Annotated in this window: 22 protein-coding genes; all 22 read left to right on the top strand. The window is 37.1% G+C overall.

Going from position 1 to position 12,702, the window contains the following annotated elements; genetic code table 11:
• The first annotated feature begins 25 nt into the window (after nt 1–25).
• Nucleotides 26–565, top strand: a complete 540-nt coding sequence (gene rplE, locus COC46_RS08560; RefSeq protein WP_098121862.1) for a 50S ribosomal protein L5 — start codon at nt 26–28, stop codon at nt 563–565.
• 34 nt (nt 566–599) lie between these two features.
• Entirely contained in the window at nt 600–785 is a 186-nt protein-coding gene (locus COC46_RS08555; RefSeq protein WP_056467450.1) for a type Z 30S ribosomal protein S14, read from the top strand.
• Nucleotides 786–818: 33 nt separating this feature from the next.
• Nucleotides 819–1,217, top strand: a complete 399-nt coding sequence (rpsH, locus tag COC46_RS08550; RefSeq protein WP_098121863.1) for a 30S ribosomal protein S8 — start codon at nt 819–821, stop codon at nt 1,215–1,217.
• A gap of 30 nt (nt 1,218–1,247) precedes the next feature.
• Complete coding sequence (gene rplF, locus COC46_RS08545) at nt 1,248–1,784, top strand: 50S ribosomal protein L6 (protein ID WP_098809308.1); 537 nt, start codon at nt 1,248–1,250, stop codon at nt 1,782–1,784.
• A 33-nt stretch (nt 1,785–1,817) separates the two neighbouring features.
• Nucleotides 1,818–2,180: a 50S ribosomal protein L18 gene (rplR, locus tag COC46_RS08540; protein ID WP_098121865.1), complete on the top strand. Its 363-nt coding sequence runs from the start codon at nt 1,818–1,820 to the stop codon at nt 2,178–2,180.
• A 20-nt stretch (nt 2,181–2,200) separates the two neighbouring features.
• The gene (gene rpsE / locus COC46_RS08535) at nt 2,201–2,701 is read left to right on the top strand and encodes a 30S ribosomal protein S5 (protein WP_056467462.1); all 501 of its coding nucleotides are present in this window, start codon (nt 2,201–2,203) and stop codon (nt 2,699–2,701) included.
• A gap of 15 nt (nt 2,702–2,716) precedes the next feature.
• Nucleotides 2,717–2,899, top strand: coding sequence for a 50S ribosomal protein L30 (gene rpmD, locus COC46_RS08530; protein WP_088070790.1), 183 nt, complete (start codon nt 2,717–2,719; stop codon nt 2,897–2,899).
• Nucleotides 2,900–2,929: 30 nt separating this feature from the next.
• On the top strand, nt 2,930–3,370 hold the full coding sequence (gene rplO, locus COC46_RS08525; RefSeq protein WP_056467467.1) for a 50S ribosomal protein L15: 441 nt from the start codon (nt 2,930–2,932) through the stop codon (nt 3,368–3,370).
• A 1-nt stretch (nt 3,371) separates the two neighbouring features.
• Nucleotides 3,372–4,679, top strand: a complete 1,308-nt coding sequence (secY, locus tag COC46_RS08520; protein WP_098809307.1) for a preprotein translocase subunit SecY — start codon at nt 3,372–3,374, stop codon at nt 4,677–4,679.
• 49 nt (nt 4,680–4,728) lie between these two features.
• Nucleotides 4,729–5,379: an adenylate kinase gene (locus COC46_RS08515; protein ID WP_098809306.1), complete on the top strand. Its 651-nt coding sequence runs from the start codon at nt 4,729–4,731 to the stop codon at nt 5,377–5,379.
• A gap of 226 nt (nt 5,380–5,605) precedes the next feature.
• Nucleotides 5,606–5,824: a translation initiation factor IF-1 gene (gene infA, locus COC46_RS08510; RefSeq protein WP_098809305.1), complete on the top strand. Its 219-nt coding sequence runs from the start codon at nt 5,606–5,608 to the stop codon at nt 5,822–5,824.
• 38 nt (nt 5,825–5,862) lie between these two features.
• Complete coding sequence (gene rpmJ, locus COC46_RS08505; protein WP_000868344.1) at nt 5,863–5,976, top strand: 50S ribosomal protein L36; 114 nt, start codon at nt 5,863–5,865, stop codon at nt 5,974–5,976.
• A gap of 21 nt (nt 5,977–5,997) precedes the next feature.
• On the top strand, nt 5,998–6,363 hold the full coding sequence (gene rpsM / locus COC46_RS08500; RefSeq protein ID WP_056467478.1) for a 30S ribosomal protein S13: 366 nt from the start codon (nt 5,998–6,000) through the stop codon (nt 6,361–6,363).
• 29 nt (nt 6,364–6,392) lie between these two features.
• Entirely contained in the window at nt 6,393–6,782 is a 390-nt protein-coding gene (gene rpsK, locus COC46_RS08495; protein WP_098809304.1) for a 30S ribosomal protein S11, read from the top strand.
• 167 nt (nt 6,783–6,949) lie between these two features.
• Complete coding sequence (locus tag COC46_RS08490; RefSeq protein ID WP_056467484.1) at nt 6,950–7,894, top strand: DNA-directed RNA polymerase subunit alpha; 945 nt, start codon at nt 6,950–6,952, stop codon at nt 7,892–7,894.
• Between the two features lie 84 nt (nt 7,895–7,978).
• On the top strand, nt 7,979–8,341 hold the full coding sequence (gene rplQ / locus COC46_RS08485) for a 50S ribosomal protein L17 (RefSeq protein WP_056467487.1): 363 nt from the start codon (nt 7,979–7,981) through the stop codon (nt 8,339–8,341).
• 113 nt (nt 8,342–8,454) lie between these two features.
• Nucleotides 8,455–9,297, top strand: a complete 843-nt coding sequence (locus COC46_RS08480; protein WP_098809303.1) for an energy-coupling factor ABC transporter ATP-binding protein — start codon at nt 8,455–8,457, stop codon at nt 9,295–9,297.
• The gene (locus tag COC46_RS08475; RefSeq protein ID WP_098809302.1) at nt 9,273–10,139 is read left to right on the top strand and encodes an energy-coupling factor ABC transporter ATP-binding protein; all 867 of its coding nucleotides are present in this window, start codon (nt 9,273–9,275) and stop codon (nt 10,137–10,139) included. The genes COC46_RS08480 and COC46_RS08475 overlap by 25 nt, the downstream gene beginning before the upstream one ends.
• Nucleotides 10,136–10,930 (top strand): cobalt ECF transporter T component CbiQ, encoded by a 795-nt coding sequence (gene cbiQ, locus COC46_RS08470; RefSeq protein WP_098809301.1) that lies wholly within the window; start codon nt 10,136–10,138, stop codon nt 10,928–10,930. The genes COC46_RS08475 and cbiQ overlap by 4 nt, the downstream gene beginning before the upstream one ends.
• A gap of 12 nt (nt 10,931–10,942) precedes the next feature.
• Complete coding sequence (truA, locus tag COC46_RS08465) at nt 10,943–11,686, top strand: tRNA pseudouridine(38-40) synthase TruA (RefSeq protein ID WP_098809300.1); 744 nt, start codon at nt 10,943–10,945, stop codon at nt 11,684–11,686.
• A 157-nt stretch (nt 11,687–11,843) separates the two neighbouring features.
• Entirely contained in the window at nt 11,844–12,281 is a 438-nt protein-coding gene (rplM, locus tag COC46_RS08460) for a 50S ribosomal protein L13 (protein ID WP_088014592.1), read from the top strand.
• 21 nt (nt 12,282–12,302) lie between these two features.
• Complete coding sequence (gene rpsI, locus COC46_RS08455; RefSeq protein ID WP_098809299.1) at nt 12,303–12,695, top strand: 30S ribosomal protein S9; 393 nt, start codon at nt 12,303–12,305, stop codon at nt 12,693–12,695.
• The last annotated feature ends 7 nt before the right edge of the window (nt 12,696–12,702 follow it).

Genomic DNA, 12,702 nt, shown 5'->3' with positions numbered 1-12,702 from the left:
AAATTTATGAAAGGAGGTCAACTGAATGAACCGCCTAGTCGAGAAATATCAAAATGAAATCACTCCTGCTCTAGTGAGCAAGTTTAACTATAAATCAGTTATGCAAGTGCCAAAAATTGAAAAGATCGTCATCAACATGGGTGTTGGTGAGGCTGTTTCAAATTCAAAAGCATTAGATACTGCTGTTGAGGAATTAACTTTAATCGCTGGTCAAAAACCTGTTGTAACTAGAGCTAAAAAATCAATCGCACAATTCCGTCTTCGTGAAGGAATGCCTATCGGTGCTAAAGTTACATTACGCGGTGAGCGTATGTACGAATTCTTTGAAAAATTAGTTGCTGTAACTTTACCTCGTGTACGTGACTTCCGTGGGATCTCTAAAAAGTCATTCGATGGCCGTGGGAACTACACATTAGGTGTTAAAGAGCAATTAATCTTCCCAGAGATTGATTATGATAAAGTAAACAAAGTACGTGGTATGGACATCGTTATTGTAACTACTGCAAATACTGATGAAGAAGCTCGTGAAATGCTAACATTATTCGGAATGCCTTTTCAAAAATAATGAAAGCCAGCGCTAAAGAAGAGGAGGCGAAAACGTGGCTAAAAAATCAATGATTGCGAAACAAAAACGTGCTCAGAAATTTAAAGTACAAGAGTATACACGTTGCGAACGTTGCGGACGTCCACACTCAGTATTACGTAAATTTAAACTTTGCCGTATTTGTTTCCGTGAACTTGCATATAAAGGACAAATCCCTGGCGTTAAAAAAGCTAGTTGGTAATTCTATAGATATTAGGAAGGAGGTTATCTGAACATGGTCATGACAGATCCTATTGCAGATATGCTTACTCGCATTCGTAATGCGAACATGGTACGTCACGAGAAATTAGAATTCCCAGGTTCTAACCTAAAGAAAGAAGTTGCTGAAATTCTAAAACGTGAAGGTTTCATCCGTGACGTTGAGTACATTGAAGATGATAAACAAGGTATCATCCGTATTTTCTTAAAATATGGTGTGAACAACGAACGTGTTATCACTGGATTAAAAAGAATCTCTAAGCCTGGCTTACGTGTATACGCGAAAGCTGACGAAGTACCTCGCGTACTTAACGGTTTAGGTGTTGCAATTATTTCAACATCTAAAGGTGTAATGACAGATAAAGAAGCTCGTCAAGCTAAAACTGGTGGCGAAATCTTAGCATACGTTTGGTAATAAAACACAGAGAGAATGGAGGTGTAGTGAATGTCTCGTGTTGGTAAAAAAGAACTTGTAATTCCTGCTGGAGTTGCAATTACTAATAACAACAATACTATTACAGTAAAAGGACCTAAAGGTGAGTTAACTCGTACTTTTAGCCCTGATATGACAATCGAAGTTAACGAGAATGTATTAACAGTTGCACGTCCAACTGATAATAAAGAGCACCGTGCTCTTCATGGTACAACTCGTGCTATCTTAGGAAACATGGTTGAAGGTGTAACTAATGGTTATACTCGTAACCTTGAACTAGTTGGGGTAGGTTACCGTGCTACTAAAACAGGTGACAAACTTGTTTTAGCTGTTGGTTATTCTCACCCAGTTGAGATCACTCCTGAGAATGGTGTTGAAATAGAAGTACCTTCAAATACTAAAATCAGTATTAAAGGTATCGACAAAGAACGTGTAGGCGCTCTTGCTGCTTACATCCGTCAAGTACGTCCGCCAGAGCCATATAAAGGTAAAGGTATCCGTTACGAAGGCGAAATGGTTCGTCGTAAAGAAGGTAAAACTGCGAAGTAATCTATAACTAGATAAGAGAAAGGAGTGACCAAGATGATCTTTAAGGCTGATAAAAATGCAGTACGTAAAAAAAGACATGCTCGTGTTCGTACTAAATTATCTGGTACTCAAGAACGTCCACGTTTAAACGTTTATCGTTCAAACAACCATATCTATGCTCAAATCATTGATGATGTTAATGGTGTTACATTAGCAAGTGCATCAACTTTAGATAAAGAATTAACTTTAAATGGTACTGGTAATATCGATGCAGCATCTTTAGTTGGTGGTTTAGTTGCAAAACGCGCTACTGAAAAAGGTGTTACTGAAGTTGTATTCGACCGCGGTGGTTACTTATATCATGGTCGCGTAAAAGCTTTAGCTGAAGCTGCTCGTGAAGCTGGTTTACAATTTTAATAAAAGAAGGAGGGACATACATGCGTCGCATTGATCCTAATAAATTAGAGCTTGAAGAACGCTTAGTTACGATCAACCGTGTTGCTAAAGTTGTAAAAGGTGGTCGTCGTTTCCGCTTTGCAGCATTAGTAGTTGTTGGTGACAAAAACGGTCATGTAGGTTTTGGTACTGGTAAAGCGCAAGAAGTACCTGATGCAATCCGTAAAGCTGTTGAAGATGCTAAGAAAAATCTAATTAATGTACCAATCGTTGGAACTACTATTCCTCACGTAATTACTGGTCGTTTTGGAGCTGGTGAAGTATTCTTAAAACCTGCTTCTGAAGGTACTGGAGTTATCGCAGGAGGTCCTGTTCGTGCGGTATTAGAACTTGCTGGAGTACATGATATTTTATCTAAGTCTCTTGGTTCAAACACACCGGTAAACATTGTACGTGCTACTATCGAAGGTTTAAGTAACTTGAAACGTGCGGATGAAGTTGCTAAATTACGTGGTAAATCTGTAGAAGAATTACTAGGTTAATAAGGAGGGATAACGATGGCTAAACAGTTAGAAATTACCCTTACTCGTAGTGTTATTGGTCGTAAACAAGATCAAATCGCAACAGTTCGTGCTTTAGGAATTACTAAAACAAACCAAACTGTTGTTAAAGAAGATAACGCTGCAATGCGTGGGATGATTAACAAAGTTTCTCACCTTGTATCTGTAAAAGAAATTTAATTGAACATGAATAAGTAAGGAGGTGCCCTAATGAAACTTCATGAATTAAAACCTACAGAAGGTTCTCGTAAAGTATCTAAACGTATCGGTCGTGGTATTGGTTCAGGTACTGGTAAAACTGCTGGTAAAGGTCATAAAGGACAAAACGCTCGTTCAGGTGGCGGTGTTCGTCTTGGATTTGAAGGTGGTCAAACTCCTTTATTCCGTCGTTTACCAAAACGTGGTTTCACTAACATCAACCGTAAAGATTACGCAATCGTTAATGTTGAAACGTTAAACCGCTTCGAAAACGGAACTGAAGTAACTCCTGAGTTACTAATTGAAACTGGTATTGTTCGTAAAGAATTAGCTGGTATTAAGATTTTAGGTAAAGGTAAGTTAGAAGTTAAACTTACTGTAAAAGCTCACAAGTTCTCATCTTCTGCGGTAGAGGCAATCGAAGCAGCTGGTGGAAATGCTGAGGTGATCTAAAATGTTCCGGACAATCTCCAACTTTATGCGCATTGCAGATATTAGAAAAAAAATATTCTTTACGTTATTAATGTTAATTGTATTTCGTATTGGGACGTTTATACCTGTTCCAAACGTCAACGCTGATGTTTTAGCATCTCAAGATAGCTCATTGAGCGTCTTTGGTGTGTTAAATACATTCGGTGGAGGAGCTCTTAAACAGTTCTCGATTTTTGCAATGGGTATAATGCCTTACATTACTGCATCGATCATTATTCAGTTACTTCAAATGGACGTTGTTCCAAAGTTAACTGAATGGTCGAAGCAAGGTGAGATTGGTCGACGTAAACTTACTCAACTGACTAAATACATCACAATTATTCTTGGTTTTGTAGAAGCAATTGGATTATCAATCAGTATGAATAATGTTACTGGCGGAATGTTAATTGAAAATCCAGGTTGGTCAACCTATCTTTATATAGCACTTGTACTAACAGCTGGAACATCATTCTTATTGTGGTTAGGTGAGCAGATTACTGCTAAAGGTGTAGGGAACGGTATATCAGTCCTCATCTTTGGTGGTATAGTTGCTGCTATACCTACTACATTAAGTCAAGTTTATCAGCAACAATTTAAAGATGCTGGTGACGCGCTATTCTTAAACATCGTAAAAGTTGGCCTAGTGTTATTAGTTTTACTACTAGTGATCGTTGCTGTAATTTACATCCAACAAGCTACTCGTAAAATCCCAATTCAATATGCTAAACGAAACAATGGTAATAATAGCTATGTCGGAGGACAATCTACTCACTTGCCATTAAAAGTAAATGGCGCTGGGGTTATTCCGGTAATCTTCGCTGTTTCATTTTTAATCACTCCTTCAACAATTGCATCGTTCTTACCAAGTAACGATGTAACTGAATGGATTAAAACGCATTTTACGTATGAAAATCCATGGGGAATGGCATTTTATTTAGTCTTGATTATTGCATTCACGTATTTTTACACTTTTGTTCAGGCTAATCCAGAGCAAATGGCTGAAAACTTACAGAAGCAAGGTGGCTACATCCCAGGCATTCGCCCAGGTAAGAGCACTCAAGAATATATCATTAAAGTCTTATATCGTTTAACTTTCGTAGGAGCAATTTTCTTAGCTGTCATCGCTTTACTACCAATTGTATTTGGTAAAGTTGCGAACTTACCACCTTCAGCTCAAATTGGAGGAACAAGTTTACTAATCGTAGTCGGAGTTGCACTTGAAACGATGAAACAATTAGAAAGTCAGCTTGTTAAGAGAAACTACAAAGGCTTTATTAAAGATCGAGCGTAGGGAACTCCTTAATTCCCTATTGCTCACCTAATTTTGAGGAGGATTAACCATGAATTTAATTCTTATGGGGCTTCCTGGTGCAGGCAAAGGCACACAAGCTGAGAAAATTGTCGAAAAATACGGCATTCCTCATATATCTACTGGCGATATGTTCCGCGCAGCGATTAAAGACGGCACAGAACTAGGTCTTAAAGCAAAATCGTTTATGGATCAAGGTCATCTTGTTCCTGATGAGGTAACAATTGGTATTGTACGTGAACGATTAGCGAAAGATGATTGCCAAAACGGTTTTTTATTGGATGGCTTTCCTAGAACAGTTGCGCAGGCTGAAGCACTAGAAGAGACTCTAAAAGTAATGAATCGTAAAATTGACTTCGTGTTAAACATTCATGTAGACCAACAACTTTTAATTGAACGTTTAACAGGTCGTCGTATTTGCAAAGAGTGTGGAGCAACTTATCATTTAATTTTCAATCCTCCTGTTGAAGAGGGTGTTTGCCCAAAATGTGGCGGAGAACTTTATCAACGTGCGGATGATAATGAAGAAACAGTTGCGAATCGCCTTGAAGTAAATATCAAACAAACTCAACCTTTACTTGATTTCTACAATAACTTAGGTTATGTAAAAACAATTGAAGGTGAACAAGAGATTAACAAAGTTTTTTCCGACATTGATAATCTTTTAAAAGAGTTAGTTTAATAATCGAACGATAAGATCGTCGTTCCATGTGTATGACGTTTTGTCGCTTCGTCAAAACTGATACTGTTATAAAAGCTTAAACATAGCTTTGCTTGGAACGATTGATATAATATAGGTCTTTAATAGGCCAAAAATCTCCAACATATCAGAGCACTTTGGCTTAATGTTCCTAAGCGTATGTTTGCCTACAAGCAAGCTACTGATTTGAAGAAAGGAGAATGCCCTAATGGCGAAAGATGATGTAATTGAAATTGAAGGTACCGTTACGGAAACACTTCCGAATGCGATGTTCAAAGTTGAATTAGAAAATGGTCATATTGTTCTTGCACACGTTTCTGGTAAAATTCGTATGAACTTCATTCGTATTCTTCCAGGTGACAAGGTAACTGTTGAACTATCTCCGTATGATTTAACTCGTGGCCGTATTACGTACCGTTTTAAATAATAAATATGCACTCCGTAATCTACAAGGAGGTTTAAATCATGAAAGTGAGACCATCAGTAAAACCAATCTGTGAAAAATGTAAAGTTATCCGCAGACGTGGTAAAGTAATGGTAATTTGTGAAAATCCAAAACATAAACAAAAACAAGGTTAATATAGAAGGAGGTGCACTAGAATGGCTCGTATTGCTGGTGTAGATATTCCTCGCGACAAACGCGTGGTTGTTTCTTTAACTTATGTATACGGAATCGGTCGTGCAACTTCTGAAAAAATCTTAGCTGAAGCTGGTATTTCAGAAGACACACGTGTACGTGATTTAACAGAAGAAGAATTAGGTAAAATTCGTGAATTAATCGACAAGTTAAAAGTTGAAGGGGATCTTCGTCGTGAAGTTTCTTTAAACATTAAACGTTTAATCGAAATCGGTTCATATCGTGGTATTCGCCACCGTCGTAGCTTACCTGTTCGTGGTCAAAACACTAAAAACAATGCTCGTACTCGTAAAGGCCCACGCCGTACAGTAGCGAACAAGAAGAAATAATATTTTTTAAGTAAAGGAGGGTATTCAACATGGCACGTAAAACAAATGTACGTAAACGTCGTGTGAAAAAGAATATTGAAGCTGGTACAGCTCATATTCGTTCAACTTTCAATAACACAATCGTAACAATCACTGATGTTCATGGTAACGCAATTTCTTGGTCAAGTGCTGGAGCATTAGGTTTCAGAGGTTCTCGTAAATCTACTCCATTCGCTGCACAAATGGCTGCTGAAACTGCTGCTAAAGCTTCTATGGAACACGGTTTAAAAACTCTTGACGTAACAGTTAAAGGTCCGGGTGCTGGTCGTGAGGCTGCTATCCGTGCTCTTCAAGCTGCTGGTCTTGAAGTAACTGCTATTAGAGACGTTACTCCAGTTCCACATAACGGATGCCGTCCACCAAAACGTCGTCGTGTATAATTTGTCTGTATAAATTTTCAATAATTGTCTATAATGGATTATGATATATGTTTGGCAAATATTAACAGACATCTCTTGTTGTGCACAATTAGGAACTGCCTAATGGGGACTTTCGGTTAGCATAAGTCTAACCGAGGGTTTCGACGTTTTGAAGGAGGGTTTAAAAAATGATTGAAATCGAAAAGCCGAAAATCGAAACGGTTGAGATCAGTGACGATTCCAAATATGGTAAATTCGTTATTGAACCACTTGAGCGTGGATATGGTACAACGCTAGGTAACTCCTTACGTCGTATCCTTTTATCCTCACTTCCTGGTGCCGCTGTAACTGCTATTCAAATTGATGGCGTGTTACATGAGTTCTCTACAGTTGAAGGTGTTGTAGAAGACGTTACAACAATTATTCTTAATGTAAAAAAACTTGCTCTGAAAATTTATTCAGATGAAGAAAAAACATTAGAAATTGATGTACGCGGAGAAGGACCAATTACTGCGGCCGATATTACGCATGATAGTGATGTTGAAGTTCTAAATCCAGATCTTCATATTGCAACTCTTGCGAAAGATGCTCATTTACGTATGCGTCTAACTGCTAGACGTGGTCGTGGATACATCCCTGCAGATGGTAACAAAAGAGAGGATCAAGCAATAGGTGTTATTCCTATCGACTCGATTTACACTCCAGTGTCTCGTGTCACATACCAAGTAGAAAATACACGTGTGGGACAGGTTTCAAATTTCGATAAGTTAACACTTGATGTTTGGACTGACGGAAGCATTGGACCAAAAGATGCAATCGCACTTGGTTCAAAAATTCTAACTGAACACTTAAACATTTTTGTAGGTTTAACTGACGAAGCTAAAAATGCAGAAATCATGGTCGAAAAAGAAGAAGATCAAAAAGATAAAGTCCTTGAAATGACGATTGAAGAACTTGATCTTTCTGTTCGTTCATATAACTGCTTAAAGCGAGCAGGTATTAATACAGTACAAGAGCTTGCTAATAAGACAGAAGAAGACATGATGAAAGTACGTAACTTAGGTCGTAAGTCTTTAGAAGAAGTAAAGCATAAGTTAGAAGAGTTAGGTCTTGGCCTACGTAAAGAAGACTGATTGTAGCTTCGATAAAGGGAGAGGCGTTCTCTTCATGTCTATATGACCCAATTTTGATACTACTAACAAAGGAGGGAACTAGAAATGGGATACAGAAAATTAGGACGTACTAGCTCACAACGTAAAGCTATGTTACGTGACTTAGCTACTGATTTAATCATTAACGAACGTATTCAAACAACTGAAACTCGTGCGAAGGAGTTACGCTCAGTTGTTGAAAAAATGATTACTTTAGGTAAACGTGGAGACTTACACGCTCGTCGTCTAGCTGCTGCTTACATCCGTAATGAAGTTGCTAACGCTGAAAACGGTCAAGACGCTTTACAAAAATTATTTGCTGACATCGCTCCTCGTTACACTGAGCGTCAAGGTGGATACACTCGTATCGCAAAAATTGGTCCTCGTCGTGGAGACGCAGCACCAATGGTTGTTATCGAATTAGTTTAATATTCGAATACAAAAGGGCTCGACGTTTCTTGTAAACATGTCGTTGCCCTTTTTTTCTGTTTACTTTTAGACTATTATATATCTATATACAATGAGAAATTATAGGTGAACTAATGAGAAAAGATAGTATTAAAGTAGATAACATATCTTTTAAATATCCACAGGCTCAATCAAATGCGGTACATTCAGTGTCGTTTAATATAAAAGAAAATGAATGGATCGCAATAGTTGGTCGAAACGGATCAGGAAAATCAACGCTCGCTAAACTTTTAAATGGCTTAATTTTACCTGAAGAAGGTCATATCGTAATTGATGAGGAAATTACCTTATCTGAACAAACTATATGGGACGTTCGAAAGAAAATAGCGATGGTATTTCAAAATCCTGATAATCAATTTGTAGGGACGACTATAATAGATGATATAGCATTTGGTTTAGAAAACCATGGAATTAATAAAGAAGAAATGGACCGTCGAATTGAAGAGGTTTTAAATATTGTCAATATGAGTGATTTTAAACTTCATGAACCACATTCCCTATCAGGTGGCCAAAAACAAAGAGTAGCAATAGCTGGAGCATTGGCAATTCAACCAAGTATATTAATCTTAGATGAAGCGACATCAATGCTAGATCCTTTCGGTAGAAAAGAAGTTATAGAAACAATTCGTAATTTACATAAAGAAATTAATATGACTGTTATTTCAATTACACATGATATAGAAGAAGCAATACATGCAGACCGTATTTTAATTATGCATGATGGTCATTTAGTTCAAAGCGTATCTCCAGAAGAGCTTTTAAAGACTGAGTTTTCTTTAGAGTCGCTTGGATTAGCATCTCCTTTTACAAATAACCTTTCTAATTTACTAATCGAAAAAGGTTTACCTTTGAGACAAGACCATCTAGAGCAAGAAAGCTTGGTGAGCGAACTATGCGAATTACTTTTGAAAAAGTAGGATATACTTATCAGCCAAATACACCTTTTGAACATCGTGCACTTTACGATATTGATGTAACGATACCTGATGGGTCCTACTATGCTGTAATTGGTCACACAGGCTCAGGTAAGTCTACCTTTCTGCAACATCTAAATGGCCTCTTACAACCAACAGAGGGAATCGCCAAAATAGACGATGTTACCCTTATATCGAATAAAAAAAACAAAAATTTAAAAGCATTACGAAAAAAAGTAGGATTGGTTTTTCAGTTTCCTGAACAGCAATTGTTTGAAGAAACTGTTGAAAAAGATATTTGCTTTGGTCCGATGAATTTCGGTGTTTCTGAAGAAATAGCAAAAAAAAGAGCCAAAGATTTAATTGAAAAAGTAGGTTTAAATGAAGAGTATTTAATGAAGTCACCGTTTGAATTAAGTGGTGGTCAAATGAGAAGGGTTGCTATTGCTGGGGTGTTAGCAATGGAACCGGATGTTTTAGTATTGGATGAACCTACTGCTGGACTTGATCCTAGTGGTCAAAAAGCGTTAATGGATATGTTTTATCAATTACACAAAGAAAAGGGTCTTACGATCATTTTAGTGACCCACAACATGGATGATGCAGCAAGATACGCTGATACTATTCATGTACTTCAAAAAGGTACTACGTATCTAAAGGGAAGCCCTTTAGAAGTATTTTCATATGAAAAGGAATTAGAGGAAATTGGATTACAAATTCCGCTTTCTTTAAAGTTCCATCAAGAATTAAATCAAAAGTTAGGCATCAATGAAATTGCTACAAGTTTAACAATAGAACAACTCGCTAATTATATTGCGAAACTTTATAATGGGGAAAAAAAATGAATAGTCTAATTATCGGAAAATATATTCCAATCGACTCACTTATTCATCGTCTAGATGCTCGAGCAAAACTTCTAACAATGTTCATTTTTATTTGTATCGTTTTCTTTGCAAATAACTTTATAACATATGGTGTTTTACTAATTTTCTCGATCGTAACAGTAATGCTATCAAGAGTACCTCTTAATTATTATTTAAAAGGATTAAGAGCAATATGGTTGTTAGCAGTGTTTACGTTTTTATTGCATTTATTTACGAATAAAGAAGGGCCATTAATTTATCATTTCGGTTGGATTGAAATCCATAAAGAGGGCATTATCCAAGGGATCTTTATATCAGCGAGATTTTTTCTTTTAGTTTCAATCACAACCTTACTGACATTGACTACAAATCCAATCGAAATTACAGATGGGCTTGAATCATTATTTAACCCGTTTAAACGGTTTGGTTTACCGGTCCATGAGATGGCTTTAATGATGTCAATTTCATTGAGATTTATTCCAACTCTTATGGAAGAGACTGAAAAGATTATGAAGGCACAATCGTCCAGAGGAGTGGACTTCTCTTCAGGGCCAATTAAAGACAGATTAAAAGCGCTAGTTTCTTTACTCGTTCCGCTATTTATTCACTCATTTAAACGAGCTGAAGATTTAGCAGTAGCGATGGAAGCTAGAGGTTACCAAGGTGGAGAAGGACGATCAAAGTTTCGTGTAATGAAGTGGCATTTTCGTGATACAGCATGCTTAGTTGTATTACTGATTTTATTTTTACTATTATTGCTTTTACGTAAGTGATGGAGATAAGCTATGAATCGAATTAAATGTATAATCTCATATGATGGCACACTATTTAATGGGTACCAAGTTCAACCCAATCAGAGAACAGTTCAATCGGATTTTGAAACGGTTCTAACAAAAATGCATAAAGGAAACCCAATTCGAATCCATGCATCCGGTAGAACTGATACTGGCGTACACGCTGTAGGACAAGTAATTCATTTTGATAGTGAATACGATCTGAAACCTGAGCAATGGAAGAGAGCCTTAAATGCGCAACTGCCTAAAGATATTAATATAAGATCAGTAGAAATCGTAGATGAAGGTTTTCATTCAAGATTTGATGTCGTTCGAAAAGAATATCGATATTTTATTTGGAATGAAAAAGATGAAAATGTTTTTTCGAGAAACCATCATTATTTTTTCCCTTTTGATTTAGATACTGATAAAATGCAAGAGGCGCTCAATTACTTACTAGGTACACATGATTTTAGTTCTTTTTGTGCATCGAATACGGATATAAAGGACAAAGTACGTACAATTTATAAAGGGACTATTAATAAAACGGAACAAGGAATTGTTATCGCTTTAGAAGGAAATGGTTTTCTTTATAATATGGTAAGAATAATTGTTGGAACATTAATTGAAGTAGGTCAAGGAAAGCGTGATATTAAAAGTGTTAGAAATGCATTATCAGCACGCGATCGAGCTAGTGCTGGCAAGACTTCGCCGCCTAATGGATTATTTTTATGGAAAGTTGATTATAACAACTAATCCTGGTGTAACATTTGCTTGACATTAGAAGGTATAAAGTTTAATATTAAATACGGTATTGTTTTAAGAACCACGATTAGCCCCGGAACCAGTCGTGTTATAGATAAACAATAAAAACAATTTTACTTTATGTATATTGTATTAGGAGGAAAATAGAATGCGCACAACTTATATGGCAAAAGCTAGCGAAGTTGAACGTAAGTGGTTTGTTGTAGACGCTGAAGGAAAAACTTTAGGTCGTCTTGCAACTGAAGTAGCTACTTTACTTCGCGGTAAGCACAAACCAACTTTCACACCACACGTTGATACAGGTGATAACGTAATCATCATCAACGCTGAGAAAGTTGAATTAACAGGAAACAAATTAAACGATAAAATTTACTACCGTCACACAATGTATGCTGGTGGTTTAAAAGAGCGTACAGCTTTAGAAATGCGTACTAACTACCCAGTTAAAATGCTTGAGTTAGCTGTTAAAGGTATGCTTCCAAAAGGACGTCTTGGACGTGCTCAAATCAAAAAATTACACGTGTATGCTGGTAACGAGCATCCACACCAAGCACAAAAACCAGAAGTTTACGAACTTCGCGGATAATTATAAAAGGAGGGCATTCACATGGCACAAGTACAATACTATGGCACAGGACGTCGTAAAAGCTCAGTAGCTCGTGTACGTTTAGTTCCTGGCGAAGGACGCGTTATTATTAACGGTCGTGATTTTGAAGATTACATCCCATTCGCTGCATTAAGAGAAGTTGTTAAACAACCACTTGTTGCAACTGAAACTTTAGGTAGCTATGATATTTTAGTAAACGTTAACGGTGGTGGATACACTGGTCAAGCTGGTGCAATTCGTCACGGTATCGCAAGAGCATTATTACAAGTTGATCCTGAATACCGCGGAACTTTAAAACGCGCTGGATTATTAACTCGTGATGCACGTATGAAAGAGCGTAAAAAATACGGTCTTAAAGGTGCACGTAGAGCTCCTCAGTTCTCAAAACGTTAATTTTCAA

The sequence above is a fragment of the Bacillus sp. AFS041924 genome (assembly GCF_002577195.1).
In the GTDB taxonomy this organism is placed as follows: domain Bacteria; phylum Bacillota; class Bacilli; order Bacillales; family Bacillaceae_G; genus Gottfriedia.
The sequence above is the reverse complement of the archived record's forward strand: the minus strand, read 5'-3'. Positions and strand labels throughout refer to the sequence as shown.

What these genes read in the sequence shown, in the direction of transcription:
- COC46_RS08480 (WP_098809303.1), top strand. Translation starts at nt 8,455, where the DNA reads ATGAGAAAAGATAGTATTAAAGTAGATAACATATCTTTTAAATATCCA.
- rplQ (WP_056467487.1), top strand. Translation starts at nt 7,979, where the DNA reads ATGGGATACAGAAAATTAGGACGTACTAGCTCACAACGTAAAGCTATG.
- rplE (WP_098121862.1), top strand. Translation starts at nt 26, where the DNA reads ATGAACCGCCTAGTCGAGAAATATCAAAATGAAATCACTCCTGCTCTA.
- secY (WP_098809307.1), top strand. Translation starts at nt 3,372, where the DNA reads ATGTTCCGGACAATCTCCAACTTTATGCGCATTGCAGATATTAGAAAA.
- rpsE (WP_056467462.1), top strand. Translation starts at nt 2,201, where the DNA reads ATGCGTCGCATTGATCCTAATAAATTAGAGCTTGAAGAACGCTTAGTT.
- COC46_RS08490 (WP_056467484.1), top strand. Translation starts at nt 6,950, where the DNA reads ATGATTGAAATCGAAAAGCCGAAAATCGAAACGGTTGAGATCAGTGAC.
- rpsH (WP_098121863.1), top strand. Translation starts at nt 819, where the DNA reads ATGGTCATGACAGATCCTATTGCAGATATGCTTACTCGCATTCGTAAT.
- rplR (WP_098121865.1), top strand. Translation starts at nt 1,818, where the DNA reads ATGATCTTTAAGGCTGATAAAAATGCAGTACGTAAAAAAAGACATGCT.
- truA (WP_098809300.1), top strand. Translation starts at nt 10,943, where the DNA reads ATGAATCGAATTAAATGTATAATCTCATATGATGGCACACTATTTAAT.
- rpmJ (WP_000868344.1), top strand. Translation starts at nt 5,863, where the DNA reads ATGAAAGTGAGACCATCAGTAAAACCAATCTGTGAAAAATGTAAAGTT.
- rpsI (WP_098809299.1), top strand. Translation starts at nt 12,303, where the DNA reads ATGGCACAAGTACAATACTATGGCACAGGACGTCGTAAAAGCTCAGTA.
- rplM (WP_088014592.1), top strand. Translation starts at nt 11,844, where the DNA reads ATGCGCACAACTTATATGGCAAAAGCTAGCGAAGTTGAACGTAAGTGG.
- rplF (WP_098809308.1), top strand. Translation starts at nt 1,248, where the DNA reads ATGTCTCGTGTTGGTAAAAAAGAACTTGTAATTCCTGCTGGAGTTGCA.
- infA (WP_098809305.1), top strand. Translation starts at nt 5,606, where the DNA reads ATGGCGAAAGATGATGTAATTGAAATTGAAGGTACCGTTACGGAAACA.
- cbiQ (WP_098809301.1), top strand. Translation starts at nt 10,136, where the DNA reads ATGAATAGTCTAATTATCGGAAAATATATTCCAATCGACTCACTTATT.
- COC46_RS08515 (WP_098809306.1), top strand. Translation starts at nt 4,729, where the DNA reads ATGAATTTAATTCTTATGGGGCTTCCTGGTGCAGGCAAAGGCACACAA.
- rpmD (WP_088070790.1), top strand. Translation starts at nt 2,717, where the DNA reads ATGGCTAAACAGTTAGAAATTACCCTTACTCGTAGTGTTATTGGTCGT.
- rpsM (WP_056467478.1), top strand. Translation starts at nt 5,998, where the DNA reads ATGGCTCGTATTGCTGGTGTAGATATTCCTCGCGACAAACGCGTGGTT.
- rpsK (WP_098809304.1), top strand. Translation starts at nt 6,393, where the DNA reads ATGGCACGTAAAACAAATGTACGTAAACGTCGTGTGAAAAAGAATATT.
- rplO (WP_056467467.1), top strand. Translation starts at nt 2,930, where the DNA reads ATGAAACTTCATGAATTAAAACCTACAGAAGGTTCTCGTAAAGTATCT.
- COC46_RS08475 (WP_098809302.1), top strand. Translation starts at nt 9,273, where the DNA reads ATGCGAATTACTTTTGAAAAAGTAGGATATACTTATCAGCCAAATACA.